The sequence below is a fragment of the Paenibacillus sp. LC231 genome (assembly GCF_001860525.1).
In the GTDB taxonomy this organism is placed as follows: Bacteria; Bacillota; Bacilli; order Paenibacillales; family Paenibacillaceae; genus Paenibacillus_AQ.
This window is the reverse complement of the sequence record NZ_JFOM01000014.1, coordinates 95,401-114,858: the sequence shown is the minus strand read 5'-3', so window position 1 is coordinate 114,858 and position 19,458 is coordinate 95,401. Positions and strand designations below refer to the sequence as shown.

The 19,458-nt window shown below is 45.2% G+C and carries 19 protein-coding genes; all 19 read left to right on the top strand.

Annotated features, from left to right (window positions below):
- The first annotated feature begins 4 nt into the window (after window positions 1-4).
- The gene (locus tag AK95_RS09900) at window positions 5-1,159 is read left to right on the top strand and encodes a sensor histidine kinase (RefSeq protein ID WP_009594214.1); all 1,155 of its coding nucleotides are present in this window, start codon (window positions 5-7) and stop codon (window positions 1,157-1,159) included.
- Window positions 1,160-1,163: 4 nt separating this feature from the next.
- Window positions 1,164-1,886, top strand: a complete 723-nt coding sequence (locus AK95_RS09895; RefSeq protein WP_071219809.1) for a response regulator — start codon at window positions 1,164-1,166, stop codon at window positions 1,884-1,886.
- A gap of 290 nt (window positions 1,887-2,176) precedes the next feature.
- A complete protein-coding gene (locus tag AK95_RS09890) occupies window positions 2,177-2,599 on the top strand; it encodes a hypothetical protein (RefSeq protein ID WP_071219808.1) in 423 nt (140 codons plus the stop codon).
- A gap of 359 nt (window positions 2,600-2,958) precedes the next feature.
- Window positions 2,959-4,854, top strand: coding sequence for a helicase-related protein (locus AK95_RS09885; RefSeq protein ID WP_071219807.1), 1,896 nt, complete (start codon window positions 2,959-2,961; stop codon window positions 4,852-4,854).
- Window positions 4,855-5,487: 633 nt separating this feature from the next.
- Window positions 5,488-5,934 carry a ComF family protein gene (locus AK95_RS34740; RefSeq protein WP_235613074.1) on the top strand — a complete coding sequence of 149 codons (447 nt, stop codon included), beginning with the start codon at window positions 5,488-5,490 and terminating at the stop codon, window positions 5,932-5,934.
- Between the two features lie 113 nt (window positions 5,935-6,047).
- Complete coding sequence (locus AK95_RS09875) at window positions 6,048-6,458, top strand: TIGR03826 family flagellar region protein (RefSeq protein WP_071219806.1); 411 nt, start codon at window positions 6,048-6,050, stop codon at window positions 6,456-6,458.
- Between the two features lie 87 nt (window positions 6,459-6,545).
- Window positions 6,546-6,842, top strand: coding sequence for a flagellar biosynthesis anti-sigma factor FlgM (gene flgM, locus AK95_RS09870; protein WP_015737724.1), 297 nt, complete (start codon window positions 6,546-6,548; stop codon window positions 6,840-6,842).
- A complete protein-coding gene (locus AK95_RS09865; protein ID WP_071219805.1) occupies window positions 6,839-7,339 on the top strand; it encodes a flagellar protein FlgN in 501 nt (166 codons plus the stop codon). The genes flgM and AK95_RS09865 overlap by 4 nt, the downstream gene beginning before the upstream one ends.
- Window positions 7,340-7,357: 18 nt before the next feature.
- Window positions 7,358-8,932, top strand: coding sequence for a flagellar hook-associated protein FlgK (gene flgK / locus AK95_RS09860; RefSeq protein WP_071219804.1), 1,575 nt, complete (start codon window positions 7,358-7,360; stop codon window positions 8,930-8,932).
- A 12-nt stretch (window positions 8,933-8,944) separates the two neighbouring features.
- Window positions 8,945-9,838: a flagellar hook-associated protein FlgL gene (gene flgL / locus AK95_RS09855; protein ID WP_071219803.1), complete on the top strand. Its 894-nt coding sequence runs from the start codon at window positions 8,945-8,947 to the stop codon at window positions 9,836-9,838.
- A 12-nt stretch (window positions 9,839-9,850) separates the two neighbouring features.
- Entirely contained in the window at window positions 9,851-10,426 is a 576-nt protein-coding gene (locus AK95_RS09850; RefSeq protein WP_071219802.1) for a DUF6470 family protein, read from the top strand.
- A gap of 73 nt (window positions 10,427-10,499) precedes the next feature.
- Window positions 10,500-10,964 (top strand): flagellar assembly protein FliW, encoded by a 465-nt coding sequence (gene fliW / locus AK95_RS09845; protein ID WP_071219801.1) that lies wholly within the window; start codon window positions 10,500-10,502, stop codon window positions 10,962-10,964.
- Complete coding sequence (csrA, locus tag AK95_RS09840) at window positions 10,942-11,178, top strand: carbon storage regulator CsrA (protein WP_071219800.1); 237 nt, start codon at window positions 10,942-10,944, stop codon at window positions 11,176-11,178. Before fliW ends, csrA begins: the two co-directional genes overlap by 23 nt.
- A 166-nt stretch (window positions 11,179-11,344) precedes the next feature.
- Window positions 11,345-12,178 carry a flagellin N-terminal helical domain-containing protein gene (locus AK95_RS09835; RefSeq protein ID WP_071219799.1) on the top strand — a complete coding sequence of 278 codons (834 nt, stop codon included), beginning with the start codon at window positions 11,345-11,347 and terminating at the stop codon, window positions 12,176-12,178.
- 78 nt (window positions 12,179-12,256) lie between these two features.
- A complete protein-coding gene (locus tag AK95_RS09830; RefSeq protein ID WP_071219798.1) occupies window positions 12,257-12,589 on the top strand; it encodes a flagellar protein FlaG in 333 nt (110 codons plus the stop codon).
- A 14-nt stretch (window positions 12,590-12,603) separates the two neighbouring features.
- Window positions 12,604-14,103 (top strand): flagellar filament capping protein FliD, encoded by a 1,500-nt coding sequence (gene fliD, locus AK95_RS09825; RefSeq protein WP_071219797.1) that lies wholly within the window; start codon window positions 12,604-12,606, stop codon window positions 14,101-14,103.
- 45 nt (window positions 14,104-14,148) lie between these two features.
- Entirely contained in the window at window positions 14,149-14,532 is a 384-nt protein-coding gene (gene fliS, locus AK95_RS09820) for a flagellar export chaperone FliS (RefSeq protein ID WP_071219796.1), read from the top strand.
- A 3-nt stretch (window positions 14,533-14,535) separates the two neighbouring features.
- Window positions 14,536-14,877 (top strand): hypothetical protein, encoded by a 342-nt coding sequence (locus AK95_RS09815; RefSeq protein WP_071219795.1) that lies wholly within the window; start codon window positions 14,536-14,538, stop codon window positions 14,875-14,877.
- A 22-nt stretch (window positions 14,878-14,899) separates the two neighbouring features.
- Complete coding sequence (locus AK95_RS09810) at window positions 14,900-19,408, top strand: IPT/TIG domain-containing protein (protein WP_071219794.1); 4,509 nt, start codon at window positions 14,900-14,902, stop codon at window positions 19,406-19,408.
- The last annotated feature ends 50 nt before the right edge of the window (window positions 19,409-19,458 follow it).

Below are 19,458 nucleotides of genomic sequence, written 5' to 3'. Positions count from 1 at the left end.
GTGCGTGGATTATCAAGCCGATGCCATCGACCGTGTCATAAAAAATGCCATCAAAGTGATGGAGGACAGCAAATACCAAATGTTCGAAATATTGGAGGCGTCGCGGCAGGAGCTCGCGTCTCTCAATCATGAACTGCAGCGGACATTAAAAGAAACGACGGAAACCTTAGAGAAGGTAGATCAGCTGGAGCTGAACTACCGCCGTTCCCGGATCCGGCTGACCGAGGTCAGCCGGGATTTTGTCCGGTACAAGGAAGAGGACATCAAGCAGGCGTATGAGAAAGCGACGCAGCTTCAGCTTGACCTCATGATCTACCGGGAAAAGGAAATGTATTTGAAGGCAAGACGAGATGAGCTGCAGAAGCGGGTTCGTAATGTCGAGAACTCCGTGGAGCGTGCAGAATCGATCGGATCTCAGATGGGCGTGGTATTGGAATACTTGTCCGGAGAGCTGGGGCAGGTATCCCGAATCATCGAATCTGCGAAAAACAGGCAGGTCATTGGTCTCAAAATTATTTTGGCGCAGGAAGAGGAACGGAAACGCATTTCCAGAGAGATTCATGATGGACCTGCACAATTGCTGGCGAATCTGGTTCTTAGGACGGAAATTGTAGAAAGAATGCTTGCAAAGCAGGAATTTAAGATGGTGCAGGACGAAATAGTAGATTTGAAGGGCCAGGTTCGATCGAGCTTGGAGGAAATGCGAAAAGTCATTTTCAATCTGCGTCCAATGGCACTCGATGATCTAGGATTAATCCCCACACTGCGTAAATACGTGCATGATTATGAAGAGAAATCGAAAATCCGCACGATCTTCGAGACACGGGGAAAAGAGCATCGTCTCTCTTCTGCGATGGAGGCTGCCATCTACCGGTTGGTGCAGGAAGCACTTTCGAATGCTGCAAAACATGCTTACCCGACTTATGTGCTTGTTGAAATCACGTACCAGGCGCAATTGGTCAAAATCGTTGTACAGGACAATGGCCTGGGATTCAATGTCGATTTGCTGGAGCAGAAAAGCAAGGACCACTTTGGGTTAATTGGCATGCGGGAGAGGGTTGAGCTGCTCGAAGGGAGAATGGAGATCGATTCAGCTGAGAATCAAGGAACCAAGATCGTGATTCATATCCCGACGAACGTAGAAAAGAGAAAGGAGTAATCGGATGGAACATTTGGAAAAAGAGAACACGATTATAAAAGTATTACTAGCGGATGACCACCAGCTATTTAGGGAGGGTCTGAAGCGTATACTGAATATGGAGGACGACATTGACGTAATCGGAGAATGCGGCGATGGAATTCAAGTACTTGAGTTCTGTAATGAAGTGAAGCCGGATATCGTGCTGATGGATATCAACATGCCTACCGAAAATGGCGTTCAAGCAACTGAGAAACTACGTGAAATGTTTCCTGAGATCAAAGTTATTATTCTGTCGATTCATGACGACGAAAGTTATGTGTTTGAAACGCTCCGTAAGGGAGCAAACGGTTACCTCCTGAAGGATATGGAAGCCGAGTCACTGATTAATGCGATTCGTTCGGTACATGAGGGATATGCATTTATCCATCCGAAGGTTACGGGCAAGCTTATTCAACAGCTCCGTCGGATGACTTATGTAAACGAAGCAGGCGCTATGGCTGAGAGCGGTTCGCGTGAGGCTGGAGTCAAGTTCGTGGCAGGCGAGAATAACCCATTGACAAGGCGCGAAGCGGAAGTGCTTAGACTAATGGCTGAAGGCAAGAGCAACAAGATGATAGGGGAGTACCTGTTCATTAGTGAAAAAACTGTAAAAAACCACGTCAGCAGCATTTTGCAGAAGATGGAAGTGGACGACCGTACGCAAGCGGTTATCAACTCGATCAAATATGGCTGGGTGACGTTGTAATCGCCGATCCGAATGCACGGACGCGTCTTACATAGGGAGGGAACTGCCAAGGGCGGTTCCTTTTTGTTATGATATGGAGTTTAAAAGTTTCCACCGAAGCTGAACAACCTTGATAATGATAAGAAGAACTTATTCAGCGAGGTAGCCTTCAGTGAAGAGTGCTGCCATAGATGTTCTGCTAACGGTGTTTGTGCCGTTCCCATCAAGTTCCGTGTGGGCCCTGGTTTCTTAACTGTCACCGTCCCCTCCTGATCAGCATATATTGTTGATAAGAGAAGGAGGTGAGTCTCATGGTTGCCCAATTGCTGTGGATACTCGCGGTGTACGGGATTGCTGTTGCTCTGATTCATATTATGCATGCCCGTCAACTCAGAAGAGCCGGTGAAGGCACGGGGCGGCGCAGGCATTATGTGCTGATCACGTCCAACCATGAGCGGCAGGTGGAATGGTATTTGAGAGCCCTTTCATGGTATGCCCTGCTGAGCGGGACGCGCGTGCGTGTCACCGTCCTTGATGATCAGTCGTACGATGATACACTGAAGATTGTCCAGAGATTGACTCATTTGTCCGGAATTGAGCTGGTATATGGGACTTGGAGGTCCGATGATTCGGCATCACGGGAAGTGGATGTCGATCCGAATGAAGAAGAAGTGATACGGATCGATCTAAGAAACCCGATGGAGGCTGTTCGAATTCCATATGTACAGGGATAAACATCTGCAAGTTGTTTTGGTTACCAGGTTCGTATTCATATTGTTAAAGGCGTGAAGCACACTCCTAGCGTAAGCGAGGGGTGTGTTTTTTGTTTTTCTGGGGAGAGGAGCCTCTTTCCAATATCCATAAGTATCTATAGGTGCTTGTTCTTGCTTTGTTTTTAGCTGAACCTCCCACACTCAACTCAGATTTTGGTTCCCTGTGACTGACTGTCCCTCGTAGCAGTACGTGTACCCGACTAGGAGAAGTGGGAATAAGGCAGCTAAAAGAAGGAGGTGACAGATTTTAACATAGGGCACCGTGAGAAGGATCTGTTTCATAATGTAATTTTATATGTCTCGATATTGGAGTTGATTTCATGCGGATTGCCGTATATGCCATTCGAACATCAGAGAAATGGAAGTGTTATCTCTCGCTGAATATGCGGGTGGATATTCAATGGTGGTATGGAGTGAATAGATCGACGGATGAGAAAGCCAGCTCAGGTGCACTGGTACTGTTATCAACACAGATCCCCCTAGGATGGGCGGTTTACATTCAAAAGAGATTTCGATCCATCCAAGACATGGATCAATGGGGGAAATCCGATTGGCGGAAATATTTGCACCAGGGCTTAAGTTCGTTCTTATTACATGAGCCTGAAGGAAGCATATCGCAATGGAGTGTTTTGTTTAAGGAGATTCAGATGTTGGACGGGTCGGTAAATTCCTTTATCGAAAAGAGGAACGTGGTTGAGGAATGGGATTTGTTGATGCAGCGGGCAGAGCTGCTGATTCAGTGCATGGCAGGACGAGCCTTGCTTGCTGGCGAGGTTGAGGCCTTATTGGCGGAGGTTTCTGGGGACACCGGGGACTGGCGCTCCGTGGCCCAGCTCGGCGTCCTGCTGGGCCGTCTGCGGTTGGAGGCGGGGTTGGCGCAGCCCGCCCCGGGTAGTGCGCCCGGCTGGCTGCGCCGCCGGGCCATGGCCCCCCGCTGCCGGCGATGCGGCAGCGAGGCCCGAAGCCGCACGGCATGCGCCGCGTGCGGCTCGGCGGCTTGCGCCTATTGCGAGGCCTGCCTCGCGATGGGGCGCAGCCGCGCTTGTGCCCTGCTGCTGCATGGTGCAGCAGGATCGGCCGTGCGGGGCACGGCCGGGGGTTCCCCCACCGCAGCCTTGGGCCGGTGGGGGCTTAGCGCAGCGCAGAGCGCCGCCGCTGGCGCTGCGCTGCGGTTTTTGGCGGAGCCGCCCGAAGGGGGCTCCGCGGGGCCCGCCCGGTTTCTCATCTGGGCGGTGACCGGTGCCGGAAAGACTGAAATGATCTTTCCGCTGCTGCAGTCTATTCTGGATGCGGGTGGGCGCGTGCTGGTTGCCGCGCCAAGACGGGACGTGGTGCTGGAGCTGGCGCCACGTTTATCCAAGGCTTTTCCCGAAGAGACGGTGGTCACGTTATACGGGGGAAGTCCGGATCGATGGAAGCGTGGGAGCATCACACTGGCAACAACGCATCAACTGCTGCGCTTCAAGAGGGCTTTTGACCTGGTGGTGATCGACGAGATTGATGCCTTCCCGTATCATAATGATCCGATGCTGGATTACGCTGCCAAAGGCGTTTGCAAAATAGGAGGGAAGTATATCTACCTATCAGCCACTCCGCCAACGCCATTACAGCGTGAGGCGGCTGCAGGCAGATTGCCTCACGCCAAAGTCCCGGCACGCTTCCACGGTCATCCGTTACCCGTTCCACAAAAGCTGAAAATCTTGACGGTGAACCGCTGTCTACAGGAAAAAAAGCTTTCCCCACTCTTGGTTCGCAGTCTGAGCGCATCTCTATCCCGCGGTGCTCAAGTGTTCCTGTTCGTTTCCCGCATCAAGCATATTGATCCTATTCTGAAGCTGCTTCGCAAGGCGATTGCCAACATGCCGATTGAAGGGACTTCATCTATCGATCCGGAGAGGGCAAGCAAAGTGATGTCTTTTCGTAACCGGGAGATTCGCTTGCTCGTGACAACGACCATTCTTGAACGCGGGGTAACGGTTCCGAAGAGTGACGTGTTTATTTTGGATGCAGACAGTGAGCTTTTTGATGAAGCTGCATTGATTCAAATGGCCGGCCGCGCGGGCCGATCCAAGGATGATCCGGCAGGACGGGTGGTTTTTGCTGCGCCCCAATGGACTCGGAGCCAAAGCACGGCAGTCCGGCAAATCAAGGCAATGAACAGAATCGCCCGTAAGGGTGGGTATTTACGGTCTGTTCAGGAACTGGTGAATGACTAGGGGATTGAGCGGACATGAGTTTGTAGCGCATGAATATTGAATCTCGGGAGTCCTTTAAGTTTCCAACACTATAGTGAAAAAAATCTACTGAGCTGATATCGGCGGTCCCGGAATAGTGATGACAATATATTCGCGTTGTTGTTTTGTAGTCTTTTTACCCGTTGAGTGATGTCTATCATTCTTTATTCTATCTCTCTTAGAAAGGAAGGAGCATAATTGATTTCAAACGCCTTTAGCCATTTACTCGGACATATGCATCGTTTGCTCAAACCAATTGACGAAACCTGTCTCGCTTGTGGAAAAACAGGTTCATTCACCCGGGAACTTCCGGGCATATGCCGTGCCTGTTATCGGAATATCCCCTGGATTATGAGACCTAAATGTTGGCGTTGCGGAAGGGGAATCGGCTGCCCCGACTGTACTCGTTTAGGAATGAACGATCGAAGCTTTGTTTTGAACCGAAGTGCGGTAACCTACGGTACACAGATGAGAGAGTGGTTGGCTCAGTACAAATATAGGGGGAATGAACGTTATGCTCCTCTTTTGATAGAGATGATGCTGCGGGCATACGCAATGCTCCATCGGGAAGTAAATATCCATTTGGGCAATAAGGGGTCACGGAAATCTAGTAACATGCCATGGAGTGTACATGCCGTCACTTCGGTTCCGGTCAGTGAGGAAAGGCTTCAGGAGAGGGGCTTCAATCAAGCGGAGGTACTTGCACAGGGGCTTGCGCTTAGAATTAAGGTGCCTTATGTACGGATGTTGGAACGTAGACGTCACACGGACAAACAGAGCTTCAAAAACCGGATGGATCGGCTGAAGGATATGGAGGGTGTATTCGGTGCATTGCAGGATGGACCCGATATGCTTATGTCTATTATAAGTAATCAGGCCGCAGAGCATACTCGTTCCGAAGTGGGAGCATCTCTGTTCAAAGGACCATTCCGTATGCTTTTGATTGATGATATCTATACAACCGGAAGTACGATTAATGCTTGTGCGCAGGTTTTGCGGAGATGCGAATCCCTTATGGAAATGCCCGTAGAGATCTATAGTTTAACTTGGGCTCGTTCGTAAATGATTAAAATAGGAAAAATGTGTGGATTCTGTTACCGAATGATAGACGTAAGCCCTCAGATAATGTAATCTAGGGGTATCAAAGGTTCTATGTGGCATGGAGGTTGTTGAGCATGAATCTGGGGAATTGCCCTCGGTGCGGCAAGTTATATACGGTGAATATTCGGGAAATGTGTACTGAATGCATGAAGGTTATTGAGAAAGAATACGAGAAATGCGCAAACTTCCTTCGTGAGCAAAAAGGTGCAACGATTCATGAGGTATCTGAGGCTACGGAAGTATCTGTGCGGCAAATTACGAAGTTCATCAAGGAAGGCCGGATCTCGATCGCGAACGCGCCAAACCTGGCGTATCCTTGCGAGGTATGCGGAACGTTGATTCGCGAGAGCAATATGTGCGAGTCCTGCCGGACGCGATTAACGAGGGAGCTAAGGCAGGCTGCAGCTGGCGACCAGGAAAATCAGCCTGGGTCCCGCAAAGACAGAGAGACTTACAGTGCAGTCGATAAACTGCGCAAATACTAACTTTTGAACTATTAACAATGTTTCATATCCGGCCGATAAACTTAGTAAAGCTTATCGGTCTTTTATTTTAAGTGAGGTGAATAGGGCGTGAAGATTAACGAATCGGGACGTGTGAACGGCATCAATTCGTATCAACGGAATATTGAATCTCGGGAGATGCAGCATATCGATAAGAAGAAACGCCGTAAGGATGAAGTATCAATCTCCCCGGAGGCGATGGAACTGAGTGCACAGAGTAAAGTACAGGATCCGGAACGCGCGGAGAAAATCCAGCGTTTGAAGGAAGCTGTAACCAACGGCACATATGAAGTGCCGGTTGATCGTTTGGCAGACAAATTGCTCCCGTATTTTCAATCCTACAATAAATCAGGTGAGTCCAAGTGAGTGCTAGGTCCATAATCGAATATTTGAAGCGTCAGGATGAGCTGCATCAGCAGCTCATAGAGGCAGGGAAAGATAAAAGGCAAGCCATTCTGGATAATGATGTGGAACGTCTTACAGCGGTCATGACCAAGGAGAACCGCCTGCTGAAGCAGGTGGCGGAAACGGAAGCGCTGCGTCAAGGTGCCGCAGATGATTTTTTGCGTGAGAAGGGCATCCGCTCCCAGCTTCAGCTGACGGTTACTGAGATGACTCGTCTTGTATTTAACCCGGAGGAAAAAACTGAGCTGCAAGATGTGCAGCAGCAATTAATGGACAGGCTCATGGAACTGAAAGAGCTGAATGCGATTAACCGAGAGCTCATTGAGCAATCCCTAGCGTTCATTGATTACAGTTTGAATTTGTTAGTTAGTCGTCCGGAGGATGATTTGCTCTATCAGCATCCGAAGCATCAGAATCCTGCCGGCAAGGGCCGAAGCATGTTTGATACCAGGGCATAAGCAGAAAGGAAAATGTAGATGAGATCCACATTTCATTTGCTCGAAATCGGAAAGAGGGGCTTGATTGCCCAGCAAGCTGCAATTAACACAGCTGGTCATAACGTTACGAACGCCAATACGCCAGGTTACTCTCGTCAGACTACCCGCCTGGTTGCATCGAATCCGATTGCATTTCCAGGAATGCAGCGATCCCAAGCCGCAGGACAGCTTGGAATGGGCGTAGAAGCGGAGAGCATTCAGCGGGTACGGGACTTTCTATTGGATATCGAATACCGCAATCAGAACACAAATTTGTCGACATGGAGCGTTCAGCAAGAGACGCTTTCGAATATTGAGGGGATTTTTAACGAGCCTTCGGACAGCAGCTTGAGCGCAAGTATTGCCGAGTTCTGGACGGCATGGCAGACGCTCAGTAAGAATCCAAGCGACACCGACTTGTCTGCCCGTATGGCGGTTCAGCAGAAAGCGATTGCTTTGACGGAGACGTTTAACCATATTTACTCTCAATTGGATACCCTCAGCAATAACTTGACTTCCCGCATCGACACCAAGGTAGCGGAAGCTAACAACTATATCGAGCAAGTGGCGGAATTGACGCAAAGTATTAAGCGGATCGAGGGTCTTGGCGATAATGCGAACGACCTGCGGGATAAGCGGGATCTGCTCGTTGATCAGTTATCATTGCTCGGGAATGTGAACGTAACGGAGACCGGGGACATTTATCAAGTGACGTTTGGCAACCAGGTTGTGGTTGATGATATGGCGTTCACTCCGATTACGAACGCGATTGCCGGCGCATTGACCGGCGGGGAGATCGCTGGTTATGTAACTTCTCGCGATGTGCATGTTCAAGGATACATCACCCAGCTGAACATTATGGCCAACACACTGGCTACAGGCAAAGTAGAAGTGACCCTGCCGGCTGGAACGATACTTCCACCAGGCGTGAATATTCCGAATGCTGTTATGGATGCGAATAATCCTCGCAAGCTTGCCCAGGATACGAAGCATACTGTAGACGGCCTAAACGGACTACATAAGCTGGGCTATACCCTTAATGAGCCGGCCACAACCGGTGGCGACTTCTTTGTATCTGCTAACGGCGGGCCAATTACCGCTGGGAATATGAGATTAAGCCAGACGATCCAATCCGATCTGAAGAACATCGGGGCCTCTCTCCGGACAGAAATGAAGACTGATCCAACGACTGGTACGACCTCCGAGGTGGTTTTAAAAGGGAACGGCGGCATGGCGCTTCTGATTGCGCAACTGTCAGAACGTACGTTTAATTTCAATCCGAATAACAACAATGGTTCAGTAACGGACATCACGAATTTTGAAGGATATCTGCAGTCCGTTATCTCCAAATTGGGTACGGACAGCAGCAATGCCATCAAGATGGTGGAGAACGGCACGTTGTTGGTGGAGCATGCAGATACACTCCGTCTGTCGATTAGCAGTGTATCACTTGATGAAGAGATGTCGGATTTGATCCGGTTCCAGCATGCTTACAGCGCATCATCACGTGTTGTCACTACGATTGATGAAATGTTGGACAAATTAATTAACGGTACCGGCGTCGTCGGCAGATAGGAGGAATAAGTCATGCGCATAACCCAATCCATGATGACTAGCTCCATGATGAGCGGCTTGCAAGGCAACTATCGCAGACTGGATAAATATCAGGAGCAAATGATGACCCAGCGCCGGATTAATCGTCCTTCCGACGATCCGGTGGGTGTAGCCAGTGCGCTCCAATACCGTGGTCAAATCACTGCTACAACGCAGTTTGAGCAAAATGCGGATGATGCGGATGCATGGTTAAAGTATGGAGATACGGTAATGACCGAAGTTACACAGATTATCCAAAAGCTTTCGGAGCTGGCGGTTCAGGGTGGAACGGATACTGTGCCGAAGGATGCCAGGGAAAACATTGCCGCTGAGGTGGATCAGTTATTCCAGCAGCTGGTTTCTCTCGGTAATTCGCAATTCAAAGGGAAGTATATTTTTAATGGTGAGAGAACCGATGAAAAGCCATTCCCTGATGACCCAACCCAAACCTCATATGCTTTGGATGATGGCGAAGTAAGGTATCAAGTTGGTGCTGGAATTACAGTGTCTGTGAACACTTTAGGAGAGCAAGTGTTTGGAGCATATGGAGACACTTCGGGAATATTTGCTGTGGTAGATAATCTTAAGAAGGCACTGCTTGCTGATGATACAGCAGGTATTCAAAGTGCCATACCTTCACTGCAGAAGAATCTCGAGACAACAATTACTGCCCAAGCGGAGATGGGCGGTAAACAAAATCGTCTGGAGTTTACGCTTAGCAGGCTTGGAGATCTTAATTTAAACTACATGGATTTACAATCAAAAGTGGAAGACGCAGATATCTCCAAAGTTATTATAGATCTCAAGACTTCCGAGAGTGTTTATCAGGCTTCTTTAGATACCATGGCTAGAATTATTCGTCCGAGTTTGTTGGATTTCCTAAGATAAAGGAGGGTATGCATGAATATCCCCCGAATACAAATTCAGCAAGGATACTCACAGATTGGCCTTCAATCCACAAAGGGCCAACAGAGTATAGAGCAGCCTAGACCATCCATAAATATGACCCAGAAGAAGGCCATCCTAGAGGTGGAGCAAGCTAAGGGAACATTGGAGATTGATTCACGCAAGGCGTGGTCGGCGTTAGGCAAGGCTCGCTTTGAAGAGGTTACGGATAGAATAGCACAATCTTCTCTTCAGATTTCAATGCAGAACATTGGAGAGATAGCCCAGAACGGGGACCGTATGATGGCTACTCATGAGGGCGGTAATGTATTTGCAGAAATTGCGAGGAATAACGTATTCAAGGAACGTCCAAGGGTCGAGCTAACCGGTGATCCTGGATATGATAATGTAGACGTTACTTATATTCCTGGTCAAGTGAAAACTAACTATATTCCAGGTGGAGTTAGCTTTAATCCCGAGATCCATAAACCAGTAGTTGATTATTATCCCGGCAAGGTTAACCCATATTTAATAAATCAAAATTTTATATTTATGTCGGCAACAGGTAAACAGCTTGATGCAGTTGTCTAGTTGTAGATAAACAATAGCTATAATGAAACTTGTTTCATTATAGCTATTGTTTTTAACGAAGGAGGAATAACCTATGATTGTAAATACAAAAAGATTCGGCAAAATCGAGATAGATAACAACCAAATGATCGTATTTGAGAGTCCGATATTGGGATTCGGAGATTTCCAGAAATATATTTTGCTTCAATCAGAGGAGAAGACGAGTCCCTTTGAGTTCTTGCAGTCTGCGGAGAATGAAGATCTAAGTTTTATTGTTACAGACCCCTTTGTTTTTTTTCCTCAATATGAATTTCATTTGGAACCACACTGGCTTGAGGCATTAGCCATTACTAATGAATCTGATATAACGATCATGGTTATCGTTACGGTCCGGTCTGCAGATGACATATCCTGCAATTTAAAGGCGCCTGTTGTCATCAATAAATCCAACAATAGCGCTGCACAGATTGTCTTAGATCATGGGGGATATACGACACAGCAGCCCTTGTTAAGAGAGAAGAAGGGGGCTGAAATTAATGCTGATTCTGTCAAGAAATAAAGGACAGAAAATTATGATCAATGATAACATTGTTCTTTCTGTTATTGAAGTAAATGGTGATCAGGTCAGAATTGGTATTGAAGCCCCTGGGAATGTGACTATATTTCGTGAAGAAATTTATGAAGCTATCAAGCAGCAGAATCAAAATGCAGTTGAATTCAATGATGATATACAAAATATATTGCAGACTGTCATTCCAAGAGAAAAGAAATAATTTTTATTTAGAAATTAATATTCTGCTATAAACAATAGAGTAAAGTTTCCGATAAATATAATATGGGTCGAAAGGCATGGCAGTAACGGCCGAACGCCATGTCCCGATCACAATAGGGTGAAGCAAGGATGCTAATCACCAACACATTCCAAGGAGGAATTTTATCATGCGTATTAACCACAATATCAGTTCTTACAACACACAGCGTCAATTGTCTTTCAACAACACTCAACAAGGTAAATCCCTTGAAAAGCTGTCTTCCGGCTACCGCATCAACCGTGCAGCTGACGATGCTGCTGGGCTTGCAATCTCCGAGAAAATGCGTAACCAAATCCGTGGTTTGGAGCAAGCTTCGAAGAATGCCTTGGATGGTATCTCCCTGATCCAAACAGCTGAGGGTGCTTTGAATGAAACTCATGCTATGCTGCAACGTATGGCTGAGCTTTATGTACAGGGTGCTAACGAAGTATTAACTACTACAGATGCTGCTAAGATTGATTCGGAAATTAGCCAACTTACTTCCCAAATCGGATCTATCGCTACACAAACTCAATTTAACACTAAGAAACTCTTGGATGGTTCTACTAGCTCTGTTAAATTCCAAGTTGGTGCTAATGGTGGAGAAACAATTACCCTTGATCTGAAAGCAGCTCTTGCAACTTCCTTGGATATTGCTGGTCTTGCTAGTTTGTCCACAGCTGCTGCAGACGCTATGAACTCCACTGCTGCTGCAAACTTAGCTTCTGTTCAGGCGGCTATCAACTCGGTTTCTTCTATCCGTTCTGATCTTGGTGCTGTTCAAAACCGTTTGGAACACACAATCAACAACCTGGGAACAACTTCCGAGAACCTGCAAGCTGCTGAATCTCGTATTCGTGATGTTGATATGGCAAAAGAAATGTCCGAATTTACGAAGAACAACATCTTGCAACAAGCTGCTACAGCTATGTTGGCTCAAGCAAATCAGCAGCCGCAAGGCGTTCTGCAACTGCTTCGTTAATCTTGAGATTAAGCCGGCCGGGAAACCGGCCGGCTTTTTTACTATAGATCCATTTTTGTTGTGAAATGGAGGCTAGCAATGAAGGTTGAACAAAACTCTTCATTTATATTCCCGGTCCCAGGGTTGAATGACAATCTCTCCTCCGCAGCTTCAAGTCAAACAGAAAAGGTAAGTGGTAAGAACAAGGAAGATTATACAGTGCCTGAGCTTATGGAGAAATTAAACAAGAAGTTATCTGATATGGGGACCCATATTCAGGTGAAGTTACATGAGAAGACAAATACCATCATGGTCGCTGTTGTTGCAAATGAAACCAATGAAGTGATTCGCGAAATTCCACCGGAAAAAATGCTGGACATAATGTACAACATGTGTTTACAAGTCGGTGTTTTTTTAGATGAGAAAATGTAGGGGGAGGAGTTAAAGTGGCGAACATAAATGGACCAATAAGATTAACAGGTTTTAGCGGTGCCCTTGATACGGATTCATTGATTAAAGACTTGATGAAAGCCGAACGCATGCCATTGGACAAGTTGCTGAAACAGAAACAGTACACGCTTTGGAAACGCGAAGATTACCGCTCGATGAATACATCGCTGCTTTCCTTTAGAAACGCGGTTAATGATCTGCGCTTTGAATCTAACTTTGAAACGGTAAAGGCATCATCCTCAAACACTGGTGTGCTGGATATTTTGTCGGGAGGGTCTAATCCAAGCACGAGCACGGTGTCTGTAAGCAAGTTGGCTTCTTCAGCGTCTATTATAGGTAATAAAGTTACCCAATCCTCCTCGGCTCCAGTGACAACCGGTGGTACAGTTAAAATTACAGGAGCGAGCGGTTCGGCCGAAATTACCATAACTGCTGGCACTTCGACTTTGGATTCTATTGTTAAAGATATAAATAATAATTCGAAGGCAACTGGCGTTAAAGCCAGTTTTGATCAAAGCGCAGGAGTATTGTATCTAAGTTCTACGACAACGGGTTCTTCTTCAAAGGTTGAGATCACCCCGGGGGGGGCGACAAACGCGTTAGCACAAGTTTTTAACTTGGATACAGCTCAACTTTCTAAAACTGGAGAGGATGCGGAATATACCGTTAATGGAAGTAACGTAATTAAATCAAGTACTAATAATGTATCGATTAATGGAGTGCAAGTAACTCTCCGTGGAAGCGGAGATGCTACGATAAGTGCTGCTACTGATCGGTCCGGAATTACCGATAAAATTAAAAGTTTCGTTGAGAAGTACAATGAAATTGTTGATTTGTTTTCAACAACTGCAACTACGAGGAAAAATCGTGAATATGAGCCGTTAACTTCCGAAGAGAAAGGCAGTTTGTCCGAGAAAGAAATTGAACTATGGGAGAAGAAGGCACGTGCTGGAACGTTGTATAATGACACTTTGCTTACAGGGACACTTTCAGCTCTTCGCTCCGCTTTGAATCTGCCGCTGGACACACCGTCAGAAGATCAGTTGGCATTGTTATCTCAGATCGGTATTACCGTAAAATCTGATTACAGGGAAAACGGTAAGCTGGAGATTGATGAAGCAAAACTTCAAGATGCTATAAATAACCGTTTTGATGAAGTGAAACAGCTCTTTACGCAAACTTCAGACACGCCTGCGGATACTCCGGAAAACATCAAAAAGAGAAGGCAAGAGCTTGGTTTTGCTGATAGACTTTATGAGGAGATTACGGCCCAACTCAATAAATTCACTAAAAAAATCGGTACGGGGTCCATTGAATCAATTGACGACAGTGTTCTTGGCCGAGAATTAAAACAACTAGGCCAAAAGGAATCGGACTTAGAACGAAAATTAGCTGATATTGAGACCCGGTATTATAAAAAATTTGCGGCTATGGAACAGGCCATTCAGAAGTTGAACACACAAAGTTCTTGGCTATTTTCGCAACTTGGCGGCTAATCTGAAGTCTAGTCCCAACTAAATAGAATTATGGAGAGATTGAACATGCAGAATGCACAACAATTGCAATACTTAAAAGTTCAGGTTGAAACAGCGAGTCCGGGAGAATTGACTCTTTTGCTATATCAGGAGACTGTCAGATCCTTACTTAAGGCAAAACAGCTATATACCCAAGGCGAGTATGAAATCATGAATGAAGTATTGCATAAGGTGAGGAGCATTTTTAACGAATTGATCATAACTTTGGACCTACAGTATGAAATCTCCCGGAATTTAAAAGAATTATACCTCTTCTACAACAACTATTTGGCACAATTTATTATAAATAAAAATGAAACGTTATTGGATGAAACACTTGATTTTGCTAGAGGGTTGCTTGAGACTTGGAAACAAGCCTTAGTTCTAGTGAAAAGTGGGAGAGGGAATTAGAGCATGGATAATTCGCAACAATTCCAGTCACTTGAAGATCGTCTTATACGTTTGTATCAAGAGGTATTAAGAGAACCAAAATTTGAGAATTATGCTGCAACAGCCGGTGAAATTGATGCATTATTTTTTCAACTGCAACAGAGGGAGAACACGAAATGTGACCATGTGAAATTAATTGAGATCAAATCGTTGCATGATCAAGTCGTTAACATGATTCTATCAGAAAAAAAGGGCTTAGGTGAGGAGCTTATTGAGTTTAATATGAAGAAAAATGCATCCAGTCAATACGGAAAAGTATCCGAGTATGAAAGAATGGATGCTTTTTTCGTGGATTATAAAAAGTAGAGTCAAAAAGGAGGCTCGTTAAATGAAAGGATCATTGTCAAAGTATATATACATATTTTTAGCAGCTGTACTAGTATGGACTCAATTCCCTATTAGTTCACAAGCTGCGGGAAGTTCAGAGGCTGTTCAGGTTACCAAAACAGTAAGTCCGACTGGAATCCTCGAAGGTGGCGAAGCGGAAATTCAGCTTGATGTAACAGGATCAGGAGATGCTAGTTTTGTAAAGCCAAATGATATTATCCTCATAATTGACCGCTCCGGCAGTATGTTGCCGAGTAACAATAATGGTGAGGATAAAATGGCCAATGCCAAAGCAGCGGCAAAAGGATTTATTGATCTTGTGGATTTTTCTAAGCACCGAATCGGGGTTGTTGATTTTTCAAGTGACGTGAAATTTAAAGAGCTTTCCAACAATCCGAGCGAACTAAAAACCTATATTGATGGTATACGCGCTAATGGAGGAACGAATACAAAAAGCGCAATTGAGAAATCGCGCGAGCTTTTAAGCAATCATAGACCTGATGCCCAACCGGTAATACTTCTGTTGACAGACGGGGAAGCAACGGAACCGTCCCCTGTAGAAAATGCCCGGTTACAGGCCTTACAGCAAGCAAACTTAGCTAAGAATGAAGAAATTGTATTTTATACTATAGCCTTACTGAAAGGAAATGAAAATCCGGATTCAAGCGCTCCAAACCAACTAATGAAAGAAATGGCTACAACAGCACACCACCATCATTTTGTGTTAGGATCGGTTGGACTGTCTGAAATATACGAGGCTATTGTCGACGAAATTGGAGTAGCCAGTGCTTATGATGTAACTGTAACCGACAGTGTAGGACCAGAGTTTGAAATTGTCCCGGACTCTTATCTGCATAACATTCCTCAACCTACAGTTAACGGGAACACATTAACATTCAAGTTTAATGAATTAAAGGAACAAACACTGACCTTAACTTATAAGATTCGCCATAAAGTTGGAGGGAAAACGGGCGAGGTATCTGTCGGAGAACAAAACGTAAATGTAACCTACAAGGATTATGCCGGAGCGCCACATCAGTTTAGCGTTCCTCATCCTATCATTAAAGTTTCTTATCCTGCGCCAGAGATAACCTCAGTTGTTGAGGATAGAGGGGGAATCGACGGCGGAGAGAACGTAGTTATTACAGGCAAGAATTTTAGGCCAAATCCTACAGTCCTGTTTGGATCAAATTCTGCTACAAACATTCAATATATTGATGCAACTAAATTGATTGTTACGGCGCCTAAAGGCGTCCAAGGTGATGTTACGGTTAAAGTAACGAATACGGATGGGCAATTTGCAACAGCCATTTACAAATATGTTGCCAATCCGAGCATAACCTCCATTACCCCCAATATTGGACCATTGGCTGGGGGAACCAGAGTCGTTATAAACGGGGATTATTTCCTCCCAGGAGCAGAAGTTAAGTTCGGTGATCAAGTGGGAACCGTAGTTTCTACGACATCAAAGCAAATTGTTGTGAACACTCCTCCATCTGCTACTGCTCAAACCGTAGACGTGTTAATAACCAATCCGGATGCAACTGCTGTGACTGCGGAACAAGCTTATTCATATGTAACTGGACCTGAAGTCCAAAACGTATCCCCGAATAAAGGGTTAACGTTAGGGAATGAAAGTATCACCATACACGGCGCTCATTTCATTAATGGAGTGAAAGTTTATTTTAATAACACGTTGATTACTTCTGAATTTGTTTCGAATACTGAATTATTGGCAACAACGCCAAACTGGGTTAATGCAGAATTCGTCAAGGTGAAGGTTGTTAATCCGGATGGCCAAGAGGCGGTACTAGATTCCGGATATCAATATGTTTATCCAAAACCGGTAATAGAAAGTATTTCACCTAATCAAGGTATGGTATCAGGTAATCTTTCAGTGGACATTAAGGGACAGCATTTTTTGAATGGTGCCAAAGTATTTTTTGATGGTGTACAACTTCAAAATGTGGTGTTCTATAGTAGCAATCAACTTAAAGTCAGGACTCCGGTCTGGGCAAATGCCGACATTGTTAATGTAAAGGTAGTTAATCCCGATGGACAAGAAGATACTGAGCTTGATGGTTTTACCTATCAACTGCCTTCTGCACCAGTAGTCTCGGGGATAAATCCAATTGAAGGTCCTTTAAGCGGAGGAACTGCAGTAAGTATTACAGGATCTAATCTTGGATCAGTGACTGAGTTATATCTGGATTCTATGAAAGTAGAAATTAAATCCAATAGTGGGACAATACTAACATTTACTACACCTAAAGCTACAACTCCAGGAAAAGTTGATGTAAAAGTAATAGACCAATATGGCAGAGAATCCATTTTACCTGATGCTTTTGAATATTTGAGCCCACCACCTCCACCAGTGCCGACGATTACTACAATCACTCCAAATGAAGGAACTATGAAGGGTGGGTATACTGTTGTAGTAAAGGGCACTAATTTCGAAAGCACATCGAAAGTATTTGTCAATGACGTTTCTGCTGCGACTTTATTCTACAGCAGTAATGAACTTCGTATAACTATTCCAACCTCTACTATGAGTGGTGCAGTTGATGTCAAAGTGTTAAATATGAGTGGTGAAAAAGCCATTGCATCTGGAGCATTTACTTATCTTGCCCCGCCACCGAAGGAAGCACCTGTTATATCAACGGTAACCCCTAACGAGGGAGCGCTGCAAGGCGGGTATTTAATAAAGGTGCTGGGAAGTAACTTTGATTCCACAGCAAAAATCTATTTTAATGGTTCATTAGTGGAAACTACTTTCTATTCCAGTAGTGAGCTCCGAATGAGGGTTCCAGTTTCTCAAACTCCTGGCGGAGTGGATGTTAAAGTAGTCAATTCGGACGGTCAAGAAGCACTTGCACCTCAAGCCTTCACTTATCTGGCCCCACCGTTGAAGGAAGCGCCTGTTATTTCTTCAGTAACCCCTAACGAGGGAGCACTGCAAGGCGGATATTTAATAAAGGTACTGGGAAGTAATTTTGATTCCACAGCAAAAATCCATTTTAATGGTTCATTAGTAGAAACAATTTTCTACTCCAGCGGTGAACTTAGAATGAGAGTTCCAGCTTCTCAAACCCCTGGAGAAGTGGATGTTAAAGTAGTTAATTCGGACGGTCAGGAAGCTATTGCATCTGATGCGTTTATGTATTTGGCTCCTCCGCCAGCGCCTGCACCAACCATCACCTCGGTAACACCTAACGAGGGGTACCTTGAAGGGGGATACTATTTAACAGTTAAAGGAGCAAACTATACAAGTTCATCTATTTTGCAAATTGACAGCAAGCCTGTTCAGACTGTTTTCTACTCAGCCAATGAACTAAGAGGCAGAGTTCCGGCTTCTCCGGTAGCGAAAGTAGCGGATGTCAAAGTAGTGAATTCCGATGAACAATTTGCAATTGCGGCAGGTGCGTTCAGTTATATCACACCACCACCACCACCTGCGCCAATGATAACTTCATTATCTCTTGATAGCGGTATAACGACGGGAGGATATTATAGCTTCGTTAATGGAGACAACTTTAGTTCCAGTACTAAGGTATATTTTAATGATACATTATTGAACTCTGTGTATTATTCGCCTAAACAAATTAGGGTAATGGTACCTGCTAAAACAACTGCCGGCCCGGTTACAGTTAAAGTTGTTAATAGTGATGGGCAAGAGGGGCTCCTTGTAGACGGATTTACTTATTTATTGCCTCCGCCGCCGTCAGTCACGGAAATCAGGCCAAACAAAGGTGAAATAGCAGGAGGATATCTTATTGTTATTACAGGAGCAAACTTTAATAGCTCATCTGTTGTATATATTAACAATGTGGCAGTACAAACCATTCTATACTCTGGCAATGAGTTAAGAGCAAGGGTGCCACAAGCATCTCAGCCTGGTCCGGTAGATGTACGGGTAATGAATAGCGATAGTCAGGAAGTTACTGTTACCGGCGGCTTTACCTATATTGCTCCGCCACCACCGCCATCTCCTGTTGTAACTTCCATAACGCCAAACACGGGACAAATAACAGGTGGTTATTATATTAGTATCAAAGGATCCAATTATGATGCTAATTCGAAAGTTTGGATAAATAATGTTGAGGTGCAAACCGTATTCTATAGTGCCAGTGAAGTGCGTGGTAGAGTACCTGCTACCAGCGTTAGTGGTCCAGTCAATGTTAAGGTTGTCAATAAAGACGGACAATATGCTGAAGTCATTGGTGGTTTCACTTACGAAACCCCTCCTCAAAAACCAGCTCCAGTGATTACCAGTGTAACTCCTAACTCAGGTACTCTTGCAGGCGGTTCCTTCATTTCTATTAAGGGCACGAATTTTGAGTCCACAACAAAAGTATATATTAATAACATAAGCGTCCAAACTTTATTCTATTCGACCGGAGAAGTAAGAGCTCGTGTTCCAGCTAGCACCGTATCTGGTCCGGTTGACATTAAAGTAGAGAACAGTGACGGCCAATCTATAGTATTGGCCGGTGGATACACTTATCAATAATTCTAACAAATTTTGGAGTAGGCGTTTCTCGCCTGCTCCTTCTTTTCTGG

Coding starts and splice junctions, on each gene's coding strand:
- AK95_RS09895 (WP_071219809.1), top strand. CDS start 1,164: ATGGAACATTTGGAAAAAGAGAACACGATTATAAAAGTATTACTAGCG.
- AK95_RS09890 (WP_071219808.1), top strand. CDS start 2,177: ATGGTTGCCCAATTGCTGTGGATACTCGCGGTGTACGGGATTGCTGTT.
- AK95_RS09885 (WP_071219807.1), top strand. CDS start 2,959: ATGCGGATTGCCGTATATGCCATTCGAACATCAGAGAAATGGAAGTGT.
- AK95_RS34740 (WP_235613074.1), top strand. CDS start 5,488: ATGCCATGGAGTGTACATGCCGTCACTTCGGTTCCGGTCAGTGAGGAA.
- AK95_RS09875 (WP_071219806.1), top strand. CDS start 6,048: ATGAATCTGGGGAATTGCCCTCGGTGCGGCAAGTTATATACGGTGAAT.
- flgK (WP_071219804.1), top strand. CDS start 7,358: ATGAGATCCACATTTCATTTGCTCGAAATCGGAAAGAGGGGCTTGATT.
- flgL (WP_071219803.1), top strand. CDS start 8,945: ATGCGCATAACCCAATCCATGATGACTAGCTCCATGATGAGCGGCTTG.
- AK95_RS09850 (WP_071219802.1), top strand. CDS start 9,851: ATGAATATCCCCCGAATACAAATTCAGCAAGGATACTCACAGATTGGC.
- fliW (WP_071219801.1), top strand. CDS start 10,500: ATGATTGTAAATACAAAAAGATTCGGCAAAATCGAGATAGATAACAAC.
- csrA (WP_071219800.1), top strand. CDS start 10,942: ATGCTGATTCTGTCAAGAAATAAAGGACAGAAAATTATGATCAATGAT.
- AK95_RS09835 (WP_071219799.1), top strand. CDS start 11,345: ATGCGTATTAACCACAATATCAGTTCTTACAACACACAGCGTCAATTG.
- AK95_RS09830 (WP_071219798.1), top strand. CDS start 12,257: ATGAAGGTTGAACAAAACTCTTCATTTATATTCCCGGTCCCAGGGTTG.
- fliS (WP_071219796.1), top strand. CDS start 14,149: ATGCAGAATGCACAACAATTGCAATACTTAAAAGTTCAGGTTGAAACA.
- AK95_RS09815 (WP_071219795.1), top strand. CDS start 14,536: ATGGATAATTCGCAACAATTCCAGTCACTTGAAGATCGTCTTATACGT.
- AK95_RS09810 (WP_071219794.1), top strand. CDS start 14,900: ATGAAAGGATCATTGTCAAAGTATATATACATATTTTTAGCAGCTGTA.